This window comes from Rhodanobacter lycopersici (assembly GCF_040812335.1).
GTDB classification, from domain to species: Bacteria; Pseudomonadota; Gammaproteobacteria; order Xanthomonadales; family Rhodanobacteraceae; genus Rhodanobacter_A; species Rhodanobacter_A lycopersici.
The window spans coordinates 138,039-155,727 of record NZ_JBFOHK010000003.1 but is presented as its reverse complement, the minus strand read 5'-3'; the positions used below and the strand labels follow the sequence as shown (position 1 = coordinate 155,727).

16 protein-coding genes are annotated in these 17,689 nt (G+C 67.2%); 13 read left to right on the top strand and 3 right to left on the bottom strand.

Going from position 1 to position 17,689, the window contains the following annotated elements; translation table 11 throughout:
• Positions 1-111 precede the first annotated feature (111 nt).
• The 11 genes from rpsO (at position 112) to ABQJ54_RS11990 (ending at position 14,508) form a co-directional block, all read left to right on the top strand.
• Complete coding sequence (gene rpsO / locus ABQJ54_RS12040; protein WP_367854555.1) at positions 112-381, top strand: 30S ribosomal protein S15; 270 nt, start codon at positions 112-114, stop codon at positions 379-381.
• 113 nt (positions 382-494) lie between these two features.
• Complete coding sequence (pnp, locus tag ABQJ54_RS12035; protein WP_367854554.1) at positions 495-2,591, top strand: polyribonucleotide nucleotidyltransferase; 2,097 nt, start codon at positions 495-497, stop codon at positions 2,589-2,591.
• Between the two features lie 399 nt (positions 2,592-2,990).
• Complete coding sequence (locus ABQJ54_RS12030) at positions 2,991-3,983, top strand: poly(R)-hydroxyalkanoic acid synthase subunit PhaE (RefSeq protein ID WP_367854553.1); 993 nt, start codon at positions 2,991-2,993, stop codon at positions 3,981-3,983.
• Between the two features lie 12 nt (positions 3,984-3,995).
• On the top strand, positions 3,996-5,063 hold the full coding sequence (locus ABQJ54_RS12025) for a class III poly(R)-hydroxyalkanoic acid synthase subunit PhaC (RefSeq protein ID WP_367854552.1): 1,068 nt from the start codon (positions 3,996-3,998) through the stop codon (positions 5,061-5,063).
• A gap of 24 nt (positions 5,064-5,087) precedes the next feature.
• Positions 5,088-5,273 (top strand): PspC domain-containing protein, encoded by a 186-nt coding sequence (locus ABQJ54_RS12020; protein WP_367854551.1) that lies wholly within the window; start codon positions 5,088-5,090, stop codon positions 5,271-5,273.
• Between the two features lie 30 nt (positions 5,274-5,303).
• Positions 5,304-6,317 (top strand): S-methyl-5-thioribose-1-phosphate isomerase, encoded by a 1,014-nt coding sequence (gene mtnA, locus ABQJ54_RS12015; RefSeq protein WP_367854550.1) that lies wholly within the window; start codon positions 5,304-5,306, stop codon positions 6,315-6,317.
• 212 nt (positions 6,318-6,529) lie between these two features.
• A complete protein-coding gene (gene gyrA, locus ABQJ54_RS12010; RefSeq protein WP_367854549.1) occupies positions 6,530-9,223 on the top strand; it encodes a DNA gyrase subunit A in 2,694 nt (897 codons plus the stop codon).
• Between the two features lie 159 nt (positions 9,224-9,382).
• A complete protein-coding gene (locus ABQJ54_RS12005) occupies positions 9,383-10,477 on the top strand; it encodes a VirK/YbjX family protein (RefSeq protein WP_367854548.1) in 1,095 nt (364 codons plus the stop codon).
• On the top strand, positions 10,474-11,025 hold the full coding sequence (locus ABQJ54_RS12000; protein ID WP_367854547.1) for an RNA polymerase sigma factor: 552 nt from the start codon (positions 10,474-10,476) through the stop codon (positions 11,023-11,025). Before ABQJ54_RS12005 ends, ABQJ54_RS12000 begins: the two co-directional genes overlap by 4 nt.
• Positions 11,025-12,032 carry a FecR family protein gene (locus ABQJ54_RS11995; protein WP_367854546.1) on the top strand — a complete coding sequence of 336 codons (1,008 nt, stop codon included), beginning with the start codon at positions 11,025-11,027 and terminating at the stop codon, positions 12,030-12,032. Before ABQJ54_RS12000 ends, ABQJ54_RS11995 begins: the two co-directional genes overlap by 1 nt.
• Positions 12,033-12,135: 103 nt before the next feature.
• Positions 12,136-14,508 (top strand): TonB-dependent siderophore receptor, encoded by a 2,373-nt coding sequence (locus ABQJ54_RS11990; protein WP_367854545.1) that lies wholly within the window; start codon positions 12,136-12,138, stop codon positions 14,506-14,508.
• Positions 14,509-14,537: 29 nt separating this feature from the next.
• On the opposite strand, the gene ABQJ54_RS11985 is transcribed toward ABQJ54_RS11990, so the two are convergent.
• Together ABQJ54_RS11985 and ABQJ54_RS11980 are read right to left on the bottom strand one after the other, a co-directional pair.
• Positions 14,538-14,951 (bottom strand): DoxX family protein, encoded by a 414-nt coding sequence (locus ABQJ54_RS11985; RefSeq protein ID WP_367854544.1) that lies wholly within the window; start codon positions 14,949-14,951, stop codon positions 14,538-14,540.
• Positions 14,952-15,050: 99 nt separating this feature from the next.
• Positions 15,051-15,536, bottom strand: a complete 486-nt coding sequence (locus ABQJ54_RS11980; protein ID WP_367854543.1) for a peroxiredoxin — start codon at positions 15,534-15,536, stop codon at positions 15,051-15,053.
• Between the two features lie 137 nt (positions 15,537-15,673).
• On the opposite strand from ABQJ54_RS11980, the gene ABQJ54_RS11975 reads away from it, so the two are divergent.
• Complete coding sequence (locus tag ABQJ54_RS11975) at positions 15,674-16,117, top strand: Hsp20/alpha crystallin family protein (RefSeq protein WP_367854542.1); 444 nt, start codon at positions 15,674-15,676, stop codon at positions 16,115-16,117.
• Positions 16,118-16,215: 98 nt separating this feature from the next.
• On the top strand, positions 16,216-17,115 hold the full coding sequence (locus ABQJ54_RS11970; protein ID WP_367854541.1) for a DnaJ C-terminal domain-containing protein: 900 nt from the start codon (positions 16,216-16,218) through the stop codon (positions 17,113-17,115).
• A gap of 144 nt (positions 17,116-17,259) precedes the next feature.
• Here the strand turns inward: ABQJ54_RS11970 and pilH are convergent, their stop codons facing one another.
• Positions 17,260-17,625: a twitching motility response regulator PilH gene (pilH, locus tag ABQJ54_RS11965; RefSeq protein ID WP_367845065.1), complete on the bottom strand. Its 366-nt coding sequence runs from the start codon at positions 17,623-17,625 to the stop codon at positions 17,260-17,262.
• Positions 17,626-17,689: the final 64 nt, after the last annotated feature.

The following is a 17,689-nucleotide window of genomic DNA, read 5'->3' as shown; positions in this document are numbered from 1 at the left end:
ATAAACAAGTTATTCCGACACTTTCATCCATAGTCGAAGCTTGCGTTTGCGCCATCGGGGATGGTGCAAACGCAAGCTTCGCATCGCATTTTCAAGGAAACAGGTATCACCATGTCTCTTACCGCAGAACAGACCGGCAAGATCATCGCTGACTTCGGCCGCGTGCCGAACGACACCGGCTCCGCCGAAGTGCAGGTGGCGCTGCTGTCCGCCCGCATCGACCACCTCACCGATCACTTCAAGTCGCACAAGCAGGATCACCATTCCCGCCGCGGCCTGCTGAAGCTGGTGAACCGCCGCAAGAGCCTGCTCGCCTATCTCAAGGACCGCGACCTGGCCCGTTACCAGAGCCTGATCGAGCGCCTCGGCCTCCGGAGGTAACTTTTGCGTTCGTCCTGAACGCGAAAGTCAAAAGGGCGGCCATCCGTCCATGGCCGCGCTCTCCAAGGTTCTGCGTTCGCCCGTGAACGCACAGGTCAAATCAGGAAATCAACATGGCGAAAGTAACCAAGTCATTCCAGTACGGTAATCACGAAGTCACGCTGGAGACGGGCGAAATCGCCCGCCAGGCTTCCGGTGCGGTGATGGTCAGCATGGGCGGCACCGTGGTGCTGGTCACCGCGGTGGCCGCGGCCAAGGCGAAGGAAGGCCAGGACTTCTTCCCGCTCACCGTCGACTACGTCGAGAAGTTCTACTCCGCCGGTCGCATCCCGGGTGGCTTCTTCAAGCGCGAAGGCCGCCCGACCGAGAAGGAGACGCTGACCTCGCGCCTGATCGACCGTCCGGTGCGCCCGCTGTTCCCGGAGGACTTCAAGAACGAAGTCCAGGTGATCGCCCAGGTCGTTTCGCTCAACCCCGAGATCGACGGTGACATCCCGGCGCTGATCGGCGCCTCCGCTGCGCTGAGCCTCGCCGGCATCCCGTTCAAGGGCCCGATCGGCGCCGCCCGCGTCGGCTACGCGAACGGCCAGTACCTGCTGAACCCGACCACCAGCGAACTGGCCGGCTCCCAGCTGGACCTGGTCGTCGCCGGTACCGCCGGTGCAGTGCTGATGGTGGAGTCCGAGGCCGAACTGCTGTCCGAGGACGTGATGCTCGGCGCGGTGGTGTTCGGTCACCAGCAGATGCAGGTGGCGATCCGCGCGATCGCCGAGCTGGCCACCGAGGCCGCCCGCCCGTCGCTGGACTGGCAGCCGCCGGCCCGCAACGAGTCGCTGGTCGCCGCGCTCAAGGGCGCCGTGGGCGACAAGCTGGAAGCCGCCTTCCAGGTGCGCGACAAGCTGCAGCGCCGCGACGCGATTGCCACGATCAAGGCCGACGTGCTGGAGTCGCTGAAGGCCGACGCCGAGGCGAAGGGCTGGGACAAGGCCGAACTCGCCAAGGAGTTCGGCGAGCTCGAGTACCGCACCCTGCGCGACAGCGTGCTGAAGACCAAGGTGCGCATCGACGGCCGCCAGCTCGACGACGTGCGCGCGATCACCGCCCGCGTGGGTGTGCTGCCGCGCACCCACGGCTCGGCGCTGTTCACCCGCGGCGAGACGCAGGCGCTGGTGGTGGTCACCCTCGGCACCACGCGCGACGCGCAGATCATCGACGCGCCGGCCGGCGAGTCGAAGGATCCGTTCCTGTTCCACTACAACTTCCCGCCGTTCTCGGTGGGCGAGGCCGGCCGTTTCGGCGCGCCGAAGCGTCGCGAGATCGGCCATGGCCGCCTCGCCAAGCGCGGCGTGCAGGCGGTGAAGCCCTCGATGGAGCAGTTCCCGTACGTGCTGCGCGTGGTCTCGGAAATCACCGAGTCCAACGGCTCCTCGTCGATGGCCTCGGTGTGCGGTTCCTCGCTGGCGATGATGGACGCGGGCGTGCCGCTGAAGGCGCCGGTGGCCGGCATCGCGATGGGCCTGGTGAAGGAAGGCGACGACTTCGTGGTGTTGTCCGACATCCTCGGCGACGAGGATCACCTCGGCGACATGGACTTCAAGGTGGCCGGTTCGTCCGAGGGCATCAGCGCCCTGCAGATGGACATCAAGATCGACGGCATCACCGAGGAGATCATGAAGGTGGCGCTGGCCCAGGCCAAGCGCGGCCGCCTGCACATCCTCGGCGAGATGGCCAAGGCCCTCAGCACCGCGCGCACCGAGATGAGCGAGTACGCGCCGCGCCTGATCACCATCAAGATCCACCCGGACAAGATCCGCGAAGTCATCGGCAAGGGCGGCGCCACCATCCGCTCGATCACCGAGGAGACCGGCGCCACCATCGACATCAACGACGACGGCACCGTGATCATCGCCTCGGTCAACCGCGACGCGGGCGAGGCGGCGAAGAAGCGCATCGAGCAGATCGTCTCCGACGTCGAGCCGGGCCGCATCTACGAGGGCAAGGTCGCCAAGCTGATGGACTTCGGCGCGTTCGTCACCATCATGCCGGGCAAGGACGGCCTGGTGCACGTGTCGCAGATCTCCAACGAGCGCGTCGAGAAGGTCTCCGACAAGCTCAAGGAAGGCGACATCGTCAAGGTCAAGGTGCTGGAAGTGGACAAGCAGGGTCGCATCCGCCTGTCCATGAAGGCGGTGGCCGAGGGCGAGGGCTGAGCAGCCCGAGCCGTCACGAGAAAGTGGTCTGAACGAGGCCCGGCCATGCCGGGCCTCGTTCGTTTATGGGGAATGGGCCATGGATGGCCGCCCGTTTGATTTTCAGAGCCTGTTTACGATCTCTGCACGGCCTGCGTTGCCTTGCCGTGGCCGCAACACGGAGGCAAGGCAACGCGGGCATCAATCCCATGCCAGCCGGTAGGAGCGCACCCTGTGCGCGATGGCTCCGGCACTTCGGTCAGAGCGAAAAGCATTCGCGCACAGGGTGCGCTCCTACCGGGCACGGGCCATGCGGAGATCGTAAACAGGCTCTCGCGATCAGGGACGGTCGCAAGGACTTCGAGCGTTTCGTGCAACACGCTTTTGCTACGATGCATGCGTGGCGGACGAGGACGCGCGATGAGCGGACAGGCAGGCGATTTCATCAAGGACTGGCAGGTGCTCGCCCAGCAATCCTGGGATGCGTGGTTGCGTCAATTGCAGCCACAGCCCGCCGCACCGCCGCCGGCCGGAAGCGAGGCGCTGGAACGCACGCTGGCCGGGCTCAAGGGTTGCTTCGACTGGATGCAGGGCGTGGCGGCGGCCGGTGCCAGCCAGCCGGGTGCGGACTGGCAGACCCTGCTGCGTGCCTGGGCGGGTTCCGGCAACCAGCCCTTCACCCAGGCCTTCAACGGCATCGACAACGCCGCCGCACAGGGTTTCGTGCAGCAGTGGCAGGCCTGGCTGCAGTCGATGCAGACCAGCGGCTTCTCCATGCCGGGCGCCATGAACAATGGCCCGGTACCGGCGTTCGGCCTGCATCGCGAACAGTTGATGCAGCAGCAGGAGCTGGCGGCCGCGATCCAGGCGGCGCTGGAGGCGAACGCGCGCTACCAGGAGCTGATCCAGCGCGCGAACGCACAGGGGCTGGAGCGCCTGCAGGCACGGCTCGCGCAGCGTGACGCAACGAGCCCGCCGATCGAGTCGTTGAAGGCGCTGTACGACCTGTGGGTGGACGCCGCCGAGGAGGCCTATGCAGAGATCGCATTGTCCGAGGAGTTCCGCGCGGCCTACGGCGAGATGGTCAACACCCAGATGCGCGTGCGCCGGCTGCAGCAGCACCAGACCGGCCAGCTGTGCCGCGAACTGGGCCTGCCTACCCGGGAGGAAGTTTCCTCGCTGGGCGAGCGTCTGCAGCAGCTGCGCCGCGACCTGCGCAAGCAGGGCAGTGGCGCAGCTGCCGATGAAATCCTCGCGCTGCGGCGCGAAGTGGCGGCCTTGAAGCGCGAACTCGCTGCGCTGGCTGCAGCCGGACCAGCCGGGCCGAAACCGAAGACCACGGCCAAGCGCGCGGCTGCCAAGGCGCCCGCGCGCGGCAAGTCGTCATCCGCCAGCAGTCCGCGCAAGCGCTGACAGGGAATGCCCATGGACACTCCGCTCCATCTCGATCCCACCCGGCTGATGCAGGAAATCGGCACGTTCCAGCGCAAGCTCAGCGCCGGCATGGGCCAGTTGCGCGGCATGAGCGAGCCCGGTTATGCCAACACGCCGCGCGAGCTGGTGTATGCCGAGGACAAGCTGAAGCTGTGGCACATGCAGGGCGACCGCGCACCCACCGCGCGGACACCCACGCTGATCGTCTATGCGCTAGTCAACACGGTGTGGATGACCGACCTGCAACCCGACCGCTCGCTGGTGCGCAACCTGCTGGCACAGGGCGAGGACGTCTACCTCATCGACTGGGGCTACCCCGACGGCGCCGACCGCTGGCTGACCCTGGACGACTACCTCAACGGTTACCTCGACCGCTGCGTGGACGCGGTGCGCGAGCGCCACGGGCTGGATGCGATCAACCTGCTCGGCATCTGCCAGGGCGGTGCGTTCTCGCTGTGCTACTCGGCGATGCACCCGGACAAGGTGAAGAACCTCGTCACCATGGTCACGCCGGTGGATTTCCAGACGCCGGACAACATGCTCTCGCACTGGTGCCGCGAGCTGGACGCGGACCTGTTCGTCGACACCCTCGGCAACGTGCCGGCGATGCTGATGAACTGGGTCTACCTCACGCTGAAGCCGGTGCGGCTGAACCAGCAGAAATACGTGGGCCTGGTCGACATCCTGGACAAGCCCGTCGAGCTGGAGAACTTCCTGCGCATGGAACGCTGGATCTTCGATTCGCCCGACCAGGCCGGCGAAGCCTTCCGCCAGTTCATCAAGGACTTCTACCAGGGCAACAAGCTGGTGAAGGGCGGGTTGGTCATCGGCGGCCGCGAAGTGGACCTGGGCCTGCTCAACCAGCCCGTGCTGAACATCTACGCCGAGCAGGATCACCTGGTGCCGCCGGATGCGTCGCGCGCGCTGGGCCGGCGCGTGGGCAGCACCGACTACACCGAGCTGGCGTTCAAGGGCGGCCACATCGGCATCTACGTCTCCGGCCGCGCGCAGCGCGAAGTGCCGCCGGCGATCCATCAGTGGTTGCGCGCGCGCGACTGACTTTTCACCGCAGGATTCACGAGCATGGAAAAACGTCTCTGTCGTTCCCGCACGAACCGCACGCTGGCCGGCGTCTGCGGCGGCATCGCCGAGTACCTCGGCTGGGATCCGACCCTGGTGCGGGTGGCATGGATCATCCTCACCCTGCTGGGCGGTTCGGGCATCCTGATCTACCTGATTTTCTGGCTGGTGATGCCGGAATCGCCCTGACTCTCTCCGTTTCACGACACGAACATTCCGATGGATTACGACCGTTACGACCGCGTCCGCGCCGTGCAATGGCGCGGTGATCACCTGCACTTGCTTGACCAGCGCCTGTTGCCGCAGGAGGAGCGCTGGATAGCTTGCCGCGACGCCGCCGAGGTGACGCAGGCGATCAGGGATCTCGCCGTGCGCGGCGCCCCGGCGATCGGCATTGCCGCGGCCTGGGGCGTGGTGCTGGCGGCGCAGCAGGGCAGGGTGCTGGACGAGGCGCTGGCGATGCTGCGCGCGGCGCGTCCCACCGCGGTGAATCTGATGTGGGCGCTGGATCGCATGAAGGCGCGCATCGCGGCGGGCGCCGATGCGCAGATGCTGGAACGCGAGGCGCAGGCGATCCAGGACGAGGACCTGGCCGCCAACCGCCGCATGGGCGGACTGGGCGCCGCGCTGATTGCGCCGGGCTCGGGCGTGCTCACCCATTGCAACACCGGCTCGCTGGCCACCGCGGGTTTCGGTACGGCGCTGGGCGTGATCCGTGCCGGCGTGGCGCAGGGCCGCATCGAGCGCGTGTACGCGGGCGAGACGCGGCCGTGGCAGCAGGGTGCGCGGCTGACCATGTACGAACTGGTGCGCGATGGCATCCCTGCCAAGCTGATCGCCGATTCCGCCGCCGCGCACCTGATGAAGTCGGGCGCGGTGCAGTGGGTGATCGTGGGTGCCGATCGCATCGCCGCGAATGGCGACACCGCGAATAAGATCGGCACCTACCAACTGGCGATCGCGGCGAAGCATCACGGCGTGAAGTTCATGGTGGCGGCGCCGTCCTCCACGGTCGACATGGCCACGGCCTCGGGCGCGGCGATCGAGATCGAACTGCGGGACCCGACCGAGCTGCTGGGCATCGGCGGCCGGCGCGTGGTGGTCGAGGGTGCCGAGGCCTGGAACCCGGTGTTCGATGTCACGCCGGCGAACCTGATCGATGCCATCGTCACCGAGCGCGGGGTGATCGAGCGGCCGGACGCGGCCGCGATGAGTGTCCTGTTCGGCGCCTGAAAACGGCATGCGCGACGCGCTGGCGAACCGCACCTCGCGGCACTCTGCCGAGGCTGCGCAATTTTTGCGCAAAATATTGAAAAACAACGTTTAATTTTCGTCTTTCGCGGGGCGCGAAAGGCTGGCCCGTGCTACACTCGAACGGTTGATTTTCGCGTGTCCACGAATGCGGCGCGACGCCGCTCCTCCTCGTTCATCAGGGAAGCCGATTGATGGCAGAACTCGCCAAAGAAGTCATCCGCGTCAATATCGAAGACGAGATGCGCCAGAGCTATCTCGACTACGCGATGAGCGTGATCGTGGGCCGCGCGCTGCCGGACGTGCGCGACGGCCTGAAGCCGGTGCATCGCCGCGTGCTGTTCGCGATGAACGAGCTGGGCAACGCCTGGAACAAGCCCTACAAGAAGTCGGCCCGCGTGGTCGGCGACGTGATCGGTAAATACCACCCGCACGGCGACGCCTCGGTGTACGACGCCATCGTGCGCATGGCGCAGCCGTTCTCGCTGCGCTACATGCTGGTCGACGGCCAGGGCAACTTCGGCTCGGTCGACGGCGACAACGCGGCGGCGATGCGCTACACCGAGGTGCGCATGTCGCGCCTCACCCACGAACTGCTCGCCGACATCGACAAGGAAACCGTCGACTTCGGCCCGAACTACGACGAGAGCGAGCACGAACCGCTGGTGCTGCCCACGCGCGTGCCGAACCTGCTGGTGAACGGTTCGGCCGGCATCGCGGTGGGCATGGCCACCAACGTGCCGCCGCACAACCTCAACGAGGTGGTGGCCGCCACCATCGCGCTGATCGACGAGCCGACGCTGTCGGTCGCCGACCTGATGCACTACATCCCGGGGCCGGATTTCCCCACCGCCGGCATCATCAACGGCTCGTCCGGCATCATCGAGGCCTACCGCACCGGTCGCGGCCGCATCCTGGTGCGCGCCAGGACCGAGATCGAGACCGAGAGCAACGGCCGCGAGACCATCCTCGTCCACGAGCTGCCCTACCAGGTGAACAAGGCGCGGCTGATCGAGAAGATCGCCGAGCTGGTCAAGGAAAAGAGGCTCGAGGGCATCAGCGAACTGCGCGACGAGTCCGACAAGGACGGCATGCGCATCGTCATCGAGATCCGCAAGGACGCGATGGCCGACGTGGTGCTGAACAACCTGTTCCAGCAGACCCAGCTGCAGGTGACTTTCGGCATCAACATGGTGGCGCTGCTGGACGGCCAGCCGCGCTTGCTGAACCTCAAGGACATCCTCGAGGCCTTCATCCGCCACCGCCGCGAGGTGGTGACCCGGCGCACCATCTTCGATCTGCGCAAGGCGCGCGCCCGCGCCCACATCCTGGAAGGCCTCACCGTCGCGCTCGCCAACATCGACGAGATGATCGAGCTGATCAAGACCTCGGCCTCGCCACAGGAGGCGCGCGAGCGCATGCTGGCGCGCAAGTGGCAGCCTGGCATGGTGGGCGCGCTGCTCGCCGGCGCCGGCGCCGAGGCTTCGCGGCCGGAGGACATGGACCCGCGCGACGGCCTCAAGCCCGCGGGCTACCAGCTCTCCGAGGTGCAGGCGCAGGAAATCCTCGCGATGCGCCTGCATCGCCTCACCGGGCTGGAGCAGGAGAAGCTGTCCGACGAATACCGCGAGATCCTGGAAACCATCCGCGGCCTGATCGAGATCCTGGAAAACCCGGAACGCCTGCTCGCGGTGATCCGCGGAGAGCTGGAGACGGTCAAGGACGAATTCGGCGACGCGCGCCGCACCGAGATCCAGCACTCGCAGGAGGACTTGAACGTCCTCGACCTGATCGCGCCGGAAGACATGGTGGTGACGCTGTCGCACACCGGCTACATCAAGCGCCAGCCGGCCAGCACCTATCGTGCGCAACGGCGTGGCGGCAAGGGGCGTTCCGCCTCCGCGCTGAAGGACGAGGATTTCGTCGAGCAGCTGTGGGTGGTCAACACCCACGACACCCTGCTCACCTTCACCAGCACCGGTCGCGTGTACTGGCTCAAGGTCTACCAGATACCGGAAGCGGGCGCGGGCGCACGCGGCAAACCGATCATCAACCTGCTGCCGCTGGCCGCGGGCGAGAAGGTGCAGGCGGTGCTGCCGGTGCGCGAATACGGCGAGGACCGCTACGTGTTCTTCGCCACCAAGCACGGCACGGTGAAGAAGACGCCGCTCAGCGAATTCGCGTTCCAGTTGCAGAAGGGCAAGATCGCGATCAACCTCGACGAGGGCGATGCGCTGGTCAACGTGGAGCTCACCGACGGCAGCAGCGACGTGATGCTGTTTGCTTCCAACGGTCGCGCCGTGCGCTTTGCCGAGAACGAAGTGCGCGTCATGGGCCGCACCGCCACGGGCGTGCGCGGCATCCGCCTTGCCGAAGGGGCACAGGTCGTGTCCCTGCTGGTGGTCGAGCATGCGGCCGAGCAGGCCGGCGGCGACGAGGCGAGCGACATGGACGAGGCCGAGGATCTGGTCGACGAGTCCGCATCCCCGTCGGAAACCTACGTGCTCACCGCGACTGCGCGTGGCTACGGCAAGCGCACGCCGCTGTCGAAGTATCCGCGCAAGGGCCGTGGCATCCAGGGTGTCATCGGCATCCAGTGCTCCGAGCGCAACGGCAACCTGGTCGGGGCCGTGTCTCTCGATGACACGCACGAGATCATGCTGATCTCCGACCAGGGCACCCTGGTGCGCACGCGCGCCGCGGAAATCGCCAAGGTCGGCCGCATCACGCAGGGCGTCACCCTGATCCGCCTGCCGGCCGAGGAGTCGCTGGTCAGCGTGGTCCGCCTGGAGGCCGAGGAAGACAACGGCGAGGAAGCCGGGGCGGTCATCGAAGGCATGCCGCCCGAAGGCGATGCTGCAACGGAAGCGGGTACGGACGAAACCTGATTTCAGCCTGATATGGCAGGTGCGCCGCGAAAAGCCCCGGCCTGGTCCGGGGCTTTTCGCGTACGGAGTTCGCGGCAGCTTCGTCGCCGTTTCAATTTTCGGGACCGCAAACGTCTTGCAACTGACGTGATCGATAGCGGACCGACGACCTTGAACGAAATGGAACACTCCCTGCGCAGTGCGGTTGCCGCCGTGCCGGTGGCGAACCGGCCGGTGCTGCGGTGCGTGGCAGGGTCCGGGACGATGCAGGCCGGCTGGCGCGGCGATGCAATCGCGGGACTGCCGGTCGCGCATTTCCTGCGTTCGCTGCGCGGCCGTTTCGACTGGCGCGGAGACACGGGCAGGCATGCGCTGATGACGGTCAAGTATGTCGTTCGCAGCCTGCTGATGTTCCGCCAGCACGGGGACTATCTGGCCCTCGTCGAAGACGAACCGATGCTGCAGGCATTCCGGCGCCGCGATCCGCGCATGCTGGAACGCCACTTCCATCGCTACCTCAACCTGGGCTGGAGCCGCCATCAGCGCCTGCGGGCGATCCGCCAGCACTACCGGCACCTGCTCGCGGCGATGCCCGCTCCGTTGTTCCGCGCGGTCTACGCGGAGGGCGGCGCACCGCTGGGGCTGCTGACCCTGAAGGACGGCAGTCGGCTGATCCTGAGCCTGCGGCCGCCGATCTTCCTCGGTTGCGAGGGCGAGCTGTGCATCCAACTGGCCGATGAGCTGGCCAACCCGCTGTATCGCATCGTGGTCACGGTGATCGACCAGCATCCGACCCTGGTGATCGGCTGCCTGCAGGGACCGGTGGGTACCGAGGCGCGGGAGACGGTGCGCGTGCTCACGCGCAATCTGCATGGCATGCGCCCCAAGTGCCTGATGCTGGCGCTGGTTCGTGCGCTGGCGCGACACTGGGGCATCGCACGGGTGCTGGCGGTGGGCAATGCGGCCCATCCCCTGCGCAGTGTGCGCCGCCGCTTCGTGGCGGATTACGATGCGTACTGGCAGGAGCAGCAGGGCAGGGTGGTCGGTGGTGGCTGGTTCGAGCTGCCGATGCAGCCGGAGCGCAAGACCGAGGCAGCGGTGCCCAGCCAGCACCGCTCCGCATTCCGCAGGCGCGAGGCCCTGCGCATCGAGGCCGAGCGCCTTTTGACCTGGGCGCTGGGACCGATGCCGGAGCGCCATCGGCCGCGCATGTCGCAACCAGAAATGCCAGGCTCCCGTCATCCGTTCCAGGGAGTCTGCGTGGAAGTCTCATGAATCAACCGGATTTCATTGATGTTGCGACGTTGCCCGGGTACGCGACCCGGGTGGAGGCACTGTTCCGCGAGCACAATCGTGCGCTGCTGGCATTCCTGCAATGCCGGCTCGGCTCGCTGGCCGATGCGCAGGAGCTGGCGCAGGAAACCTATATGCGCATGCTCACGCTGGAGCACCCCGAGCAGATCGACTCGCTGCGCGCCTTCCTGTTCCGCATCGCGGCGAACCTCGCCGTGGACCGCCTGCGCATGCGCAGGCTGCGCGAAGGCGTCCCGACCGAGGAGCGGCTGGAAGCACAACCCGAGCTGCACCTGGCGCCGCTGCCCGAACGCCATGTCGCGGCGACCCAGCAGTGGCGGGAGCTGCATGTGGCGCTGCGCGAATTGCCGGCCAAGACCAGTCGCGCATTCGTGCTGTACGCGATCGAGGGGCGTGATTTCGAGGCGATCGCCCAGGCCATGAAACTCAGCGCACGCATGGTGCGCTACCACGTCACCCGCGCGCTGGCCCACTGCCGCGCGCGGATCGAAGAACGGGAGATGCCGTGATGGCCAACACCCCAAATGCCGACGAACAGACACTGCTGGCCGCTGCCGACTGGTGGACGCGCCTGCGCGATCCGCACGGCGCCGAAGCCACCATGGAGCAGTGGCTGGACTGGACGGCGCAGGACGAACGCCATCTCGCGGCCTTCGAATACGTCAGCGCATTCGGCGAACAGCTACGCACGCTGGATGCGGCTGCGCGCCGCCAGTTGCTGGATGAATTCGCGCCGCCCGCCGCACCTGGCCGCCGCTGGCTGCCGCTGGCCGCGGCAGCCGCAGTGGTGCTGGTGATCGGTGCTGGTTTCCTGTCGTGGTGGCGCTTTGCGGGCGACACCGGCGCGCCGGCGGTCTATGCGAGCGCCACCGGGCAGAACCGCGACATCGTGCTGGCGGATGGCAGCAAGGTGGCGCTGGGCGGCGCCAGTCGCCTCAGCGTGCGTTTCGGCCATGGCGGACGCCGGGTGTCGCTGGAGGCCGGCGAGGCCTATTTCCAGGTGGTACACGACGCGCAACACCCGTTCGAAGTCGATGCCGGCGACATCACCGTGCGCGACATCGGCACGGCCTTCGACGTCCGCCTTACGGGGTCCAGGGTGGCGGTGGCAGTGACCCGGGGCCAGGTGCGGGTCGCCGAACCGGTGGTGGGAGCTTCGGCCCCGGGCCGGACCCTCGATGCCGGGGCCGGTCAGCGCGTGGTCTGGGATCCCGCCGCGCACGCGCTGAGCCTGGGTACGGTCACGCCGGAGCAGGCCATCGGCTGGCGCAGCAACCGCCTGGAATTCGTGGACGAATCGCTGGCCGTGGTGATCGCCAGCGTCAACCGCTACAGCAACAAGCCGGTGCGGCTGGATGGCGCCGACCTGGCCGACCTCAGCTTCACTGGCACGGTCCACACCGACGATATCGAAGGCTGGCTGCGCGCGTTGCCGCAGGTGTTTCCGCTGCAGGTGGACATGGGCGCGCGCGCGGTGACGCTCTCCACCAGCAAGGCGTCCGTACCGCAACGCTGAACGAAAAAGATGGGGCCACCTTCCGGGAGGTGAGCCGGCGGCATCTCACTTCATCCCCTCCGCATGCGAAAATCGCGGCTTTCGCGTGGGGCAAATGGATGCCATGAGCCGGTTCGGCCTGCTGCCAATGATGGCTGCCCTCGCGGCGGCGGCTGCGCCATGCCGGGCCGTCGATGCGGCGGCCGCCCTGCATTTCGCGATACCGCCGCAGTCGCTTGCCACTGCGCTGATCGCGTTCGGCCGGCAGGCGGACATGCAGGTGCTCACTGCAGGCGGCAAGGTCGATGCCGTGCATTCGCCTGGCGTCAGCGCCGACTGCACGGCTGCGGCCGCGCTTGGGCAGCTGTTGCAGGGCACGGGGCTGACCTTCAGCTTCGTCGATGCCCGGACGGTGGTGGTGAAGCCGTTGCCTGCTGCATCGAAAACAGCCACGGCGCCCGCCACGCGGCCCGATGTCCGGCAATTGGCGCCGGTGGTCGCCACTGGCGAGATCGACCGGGGCGATTATCTGGTGGATGTCGGCGATGGCGCCACGCGCGTGGATACCGACTTGCTCGAACTGCCGGCTTCGGTGAGCGAGGTGCCACATGCACTGCTTGATTCGCAGCAGGCGAGCAGCGTGGCCGATGCCGTGCGCAACGTGGCCGGCGTGCTGTTCCTGGATGGCTCGGATGCGCTGCCGGTGTTCCTGGTGCGCGGTTTCCAGGTAGGCAACGGCATGATCGACGGGTTGCCCAACAGCATCGTGTCCTATGGCGATTTTCCACCGCTGATCGGCATCGACCACGTGGAGGTGCTGAAGGGGCCGCAGGCGATCATCGGCGATGCCTCGGTCAGCAACAATTTCGGCGGCCTCATCAACCTGGTGATGAAGCAGCCGACGGCAACGCCCGTGCACAAGCTCTACTTTTCGATGGGCCAGTATGGCGGCAGCCAGCTCGGCGTCGATCTGGGTGGGCCGCTGGGCAAGGGAGGCGAGTGGACGTATCGCCTGGTGGCTTCCGCCGAATACGCGGACCGGACCCGGCAGGGCCGGCGGGGCCAGCGCAACGGTTACCTGGCGCCCTCCATTGGCTGGCGCAGCGGGGCGAACAGGCTGACGGTGTCGGTCGAGCGCATCGTGCGGCACGAGCCGATTCCCGATTACGCGGTGATGCTGGGCGGCAGCCTGTCCAGCGAGACGTCGCCGGGCCTGATGACCGGCAACCCCTCGGACCACTCGCTGTTCCGCACCACCCGCTTGTCGTATGCGTTCGAGCATCGTTTCGACGATACCTGGACGTTCCGCAGCCGTGGCCAGTACGTGCGGCAGGATTCCAGCGTGCAGGAATGGTACCTCGGCGGTTTCTCGACAGACGGCGACGCGAGCCCGATGGCCGAGCGGTATCACTACGGCGATGCGTTCTACACCCTGCAGAACGACATCGTGGGACGCTTCGACAGCGGCGCGATCCAGCACGTGCTGGTCGCCGGCTTCGACTACTCGCGGTCGCAGTCCGGCAGAGTCGATGCCGTGCTGGGCTTCCCGCCGCAGTCCGGCTACAACCTGTACACGAGTCCACCGCTGCCGCCGGTGTCGTCGGTGACTGGCCCGGGTTCGAACTTCAACGCGGATGTGCCGGGTGATCCCTGGGCGATCGATCACGCGGTATTCCTGCAGGACCAGATCGCGCTGGGCGAACGCTGGGACGTGTTGCTGGCCTTGCGGCGCACGACCTACGAACTCGCCACGCTGGACGCCAGCGGCAATCCGTTGACCGAACACAAGTCGCAGTGGGTGCCCAACGCCGGGCTGTTGTACAAGCTCACGCCGCTGCTGTCGTTGTACGCCAGCGCCTACAGCGGTTTCCAGGCGAACGAGGTGCTGGGCAAGAACGGTCAGCCGTTGCTGCCCTCGCATTCGCGGCAGCTGGAAGCCGGCACGAAGCTGATGCTGTTCGACCAGCGCGCCATGCTCACCGCGGCGGTCTACCGCATCATGCTTGACCACAGCAACGACCTCGGTTCACCGCGGCCGCCGTATTACGGCATTCCCGGCCCCGGGCAGTCCAATCGTGGCGTCGAACTGGAATTCAACGGAAGACTTGCCCCCGGGCTGGACCTGAGCGCCGCATACAGCAACGCATTGGTGAGCAATCACGACGGTACGCCACCCGTAGGCCTGCCGCGGCAGCACTTCAACCTGTGGGCCAGTTACCGCCTGCAGGGCGGCCCGTTGCGTGGCTGGGGCGTGGCCGGTGGTGTGCTGGCGCGCAGTGCCAGCCGCGGCGAACTGTCGGACGACTCGGCGTATTTCGCCATACCGGGCCAGGCGCAGGTGGACGCGAACGTGTCATGGCAGGGACGGCGCTGGACCGTCACGCTGGGCGCGCGCAACCTGCTCGACCGCAATCTGCATGACGTCGAATTCGACGAAACCTTCGTGCCGTTGCACTGCGGCCGCAGCGTGCTGTTGAGCGGAAGCCGGGATTTCTGAGCGTTCGCAGCGCTCGCCATGCGCGGCGCTTACCGGCGATCGATCGAATATCTGCCGGGGCCGGTGAGGCACAGCAGCAACAGGCCGCCGATGATCGACAGGTTCTTGTAGAAGTTGATCATGTTGGCCATGCGCTCGGCGCCAGCCATCGTCCAGTAGTGGTGCCCGATCAACGCCGTGCCCAGCGTATACAGGGCCAGCAGCAGTGCCAGCGGCCGCGTCCAGAAGCCGAGCACGATCGCCAGGCCCACGAAGAACTCCATCAGGATGACCACGGCCGCGGCCAGCGCGGGCAGCGGCAGGCCCTCGGCCGCCATGTAGGCGCTGGTTCCACCGTAGTCGGTGAGCTTGCTCCAGCCGAACAGCACGAACAGCACCATCAGCAGGATGCGGGCCAGCAGAAGCAGTTCATCGCGGCGGCTGTCGAACAAGGCGTATCGCATGGCAATGCCCTTCGGTGATGGCGGATGGCGCAGCAGGCCGGGGCTTCGCCGCGCTGGCGCGGACTGTATCACCGCGCCCCGACCGCCGCGCGAAAGGACTCAGCCCCCGAGCGCCGCCAGTACCGCTTCCGCGCCGGACACGCGGAACTCGCCTGGTGCTTCCACGTGCAGCTGGCGTACCACGCCGTCTTCCGCGTACAGCGCGAAGCGGCGCGCACGCAGGCCCATGCCATAGGCGCTGCCATCCCGTTCCAGGTCCAGTGCGCGGGTGAAGCTGGCGTTGCCGTCGGCGAGCAGCAGCAGGTCGGGCGGTACCTGTTGTGCAGCAGCCCAGGCCTGCATCACATAGGCGTCGTTGACGGCAAGGCAGTACACCGCGATGCCGCGTGCGCGGAACACCTCGTGTTGCTGCACGTAGCCCGGCAGGTGTTTTTCCGAGCAGGTGGGGGTGAAGGCGCCGGGCACGGCGAACAGCACCGCCTTGCGGCCGGCGAACAGCGTGCCGGTACGGGTGGCCTCGATGCGGCCGTCGACGATGGCCTTGATCTCGACGTCGGGCAGCGGCTGGCCGATCTGGATGCTCATGGCGGGCTCCCTGAAGCAATGGCAACCCGCTGATGCTAGCGGTTGCTACCCGATGTTGTCGCCTTGAATCGCCGCCCGGCGCACCTATCTCTGCCGGCAGGCGGCAGCGTGCCGCAATCCATCAAGAGGAGTTTCCGATGAGCCTGGACCATCATGTGATGTGGGGCCTACCGCGCGACGCGCGGGCATTCCACCATGCGTTCGACCGTTCCGCGGAGTCCGACGCCGGCCTGCCGACGGGTGCCGCGGCGTGGGCGCCGCGCGTCGACATCCGCGAGGAAGGCGAGCGCTTCGTGATCCGTGCCGACGTCCCCGGCGTCGATCCCGCGGCGATCGAGGTGAACATGGACCGCAACGTGCTGTCGATCAGCGGCGAACGCGCGGCCGAGCCGGCCGATGCGTCCGGCCGTTTCTCGCGGCAGGAGCGGTCGCACGGTCCGTTCCATCGCCGCTTCGTGCTGCCCGACAGCGTCGACGCCGAGCACATCACCGCCAGCAACCGCCACGGCGTGCTGGAGATCGTGATACCGAAGAAGGCCGAGCGCGCGCCGCGCCGCATCGTGATCGACACGGCCCACTGATCCATCGCAGCTTGCAGGTGCGGCCCGCGGCGGACGATGATCCGCCGTGGGCCGTCTGGCGTTGCGGCGGCCGTAGTTGGCCGGGCGAGGGAGTTGCAGTGGAATTCAAAGACTATTACGAGATCCTGGGCGTGAAGCCCGAGGCCAGCGAGGCGGAGATCAAGACCGCCTACCGCAAGCTGGCGCGCAAGTACCACCCGGACAAGAACAAGGAAGCGGGCGCCGAGGAGAAGTTCAAGGCCGCGAACGAGGCGCAGGAAGTGCTGCTGGACGCCGAGAAGCGCCGCGCCTACGATCAGCTGCGCGCCGGCGGTTATCGCGGTGGCGAGCAGTTCCGGCCGCCGCCGGGCTGGGGCCAGGGTCAGTCTTCCGATTTCGGCGGCGACGGCGATTTCAGCGACTTCTTCGAGAGCCTGTTCGGTCGCGCCGCCGGTGGCCATGGCCAGCATGGCCAGCCTCGCGCGCGGCGCGGTCGGGACGTGCAGGCACAGGTGCAGGTCGATCTGCAGACCGCGTTCGACGGCGGCCGCACCCGGCTGTCCCTGGTCGATGGTCGCGGCGAGGAACGCGTGCTGGAAGTGAAGATTCCCGCCGGCATCCAGCCAGGCCAGGTGATCCGGCTGGCAGGGCAGGGCCATCCCGGCGGCCATGGCGGCCCGAAGGGCGACCTGCTGCTGGAGGTAGGCATCCGCGACGATACCCGCTTCAAGCTGGACGGCCGCGACGTGCTGCATGTGTTGCCGATCAGCCCGTGGGAGGCGGCGCTGGGCGCCACGGTACCGGTGCCGACCCTGGCCGGCACGGTGGAGCTGCGCATCCCAGCCGGCTCGCAGTCGGGGCGCAAGTTGCGCCTGAAGGGGCGCGGCATGCCGGGCGCGCATCCTGGCGACCAGCTGGTGGAGCTGTCGGTCCGTGCGCCGGCGGTGTCCAGCGACGCCCAGCGTGCGGCCTACGAGGCGCTGCGGGCGCAGTTCGCGGATTACGATCCGCGCCACTGATCCGAAGTCCCTCTCCCTCCGGGCGAGGGGCAGGGGTGAGGGTTCGGGCGAAGCGCGAGAATGATGCGCACGATTCCGGACGAGCCCCCAAAGAAGAACGGCGCCCAAGGGCGCCGTTCTTCTTTGCTGTTGCATGCCACCGGCTCAGGCCGGCAGCAGTTCCTTCAGCGTGGCCACCAGTTCCTCTTCCTTGATCGGCTTGGTGACGTAGGCGCGCGCGCCCTGGCGCATGCCCCACACCTTGTCGGTTTCCTGGTCCTTGGTGGTCACCAGCACCACCGGAATGTGCGCCGTGCTGGCGTCCTTGCTGATCGTGCGGGTGGCCTGGAAACCGTTGAGGTTGGGCATCACCACGTCCATCAGGATCAGGTCGGGGATCTCGCGCTTGGCCACCTCGACACCGGCGGCGCCGTCCTCGGCGGTGAGGGTCTCGTGACCGAGCTTCTCGACGATGCGCTTCAGGCCCAGGAGCTGCGACGGCGAGTCGTCGACGATCAGGATGCGTGCCATACGTAGGTGTCCCCTTGTTGTTTCGGTGGATTCTATGCCGGTGAGGCGGTGCTTCCAAGCCGTG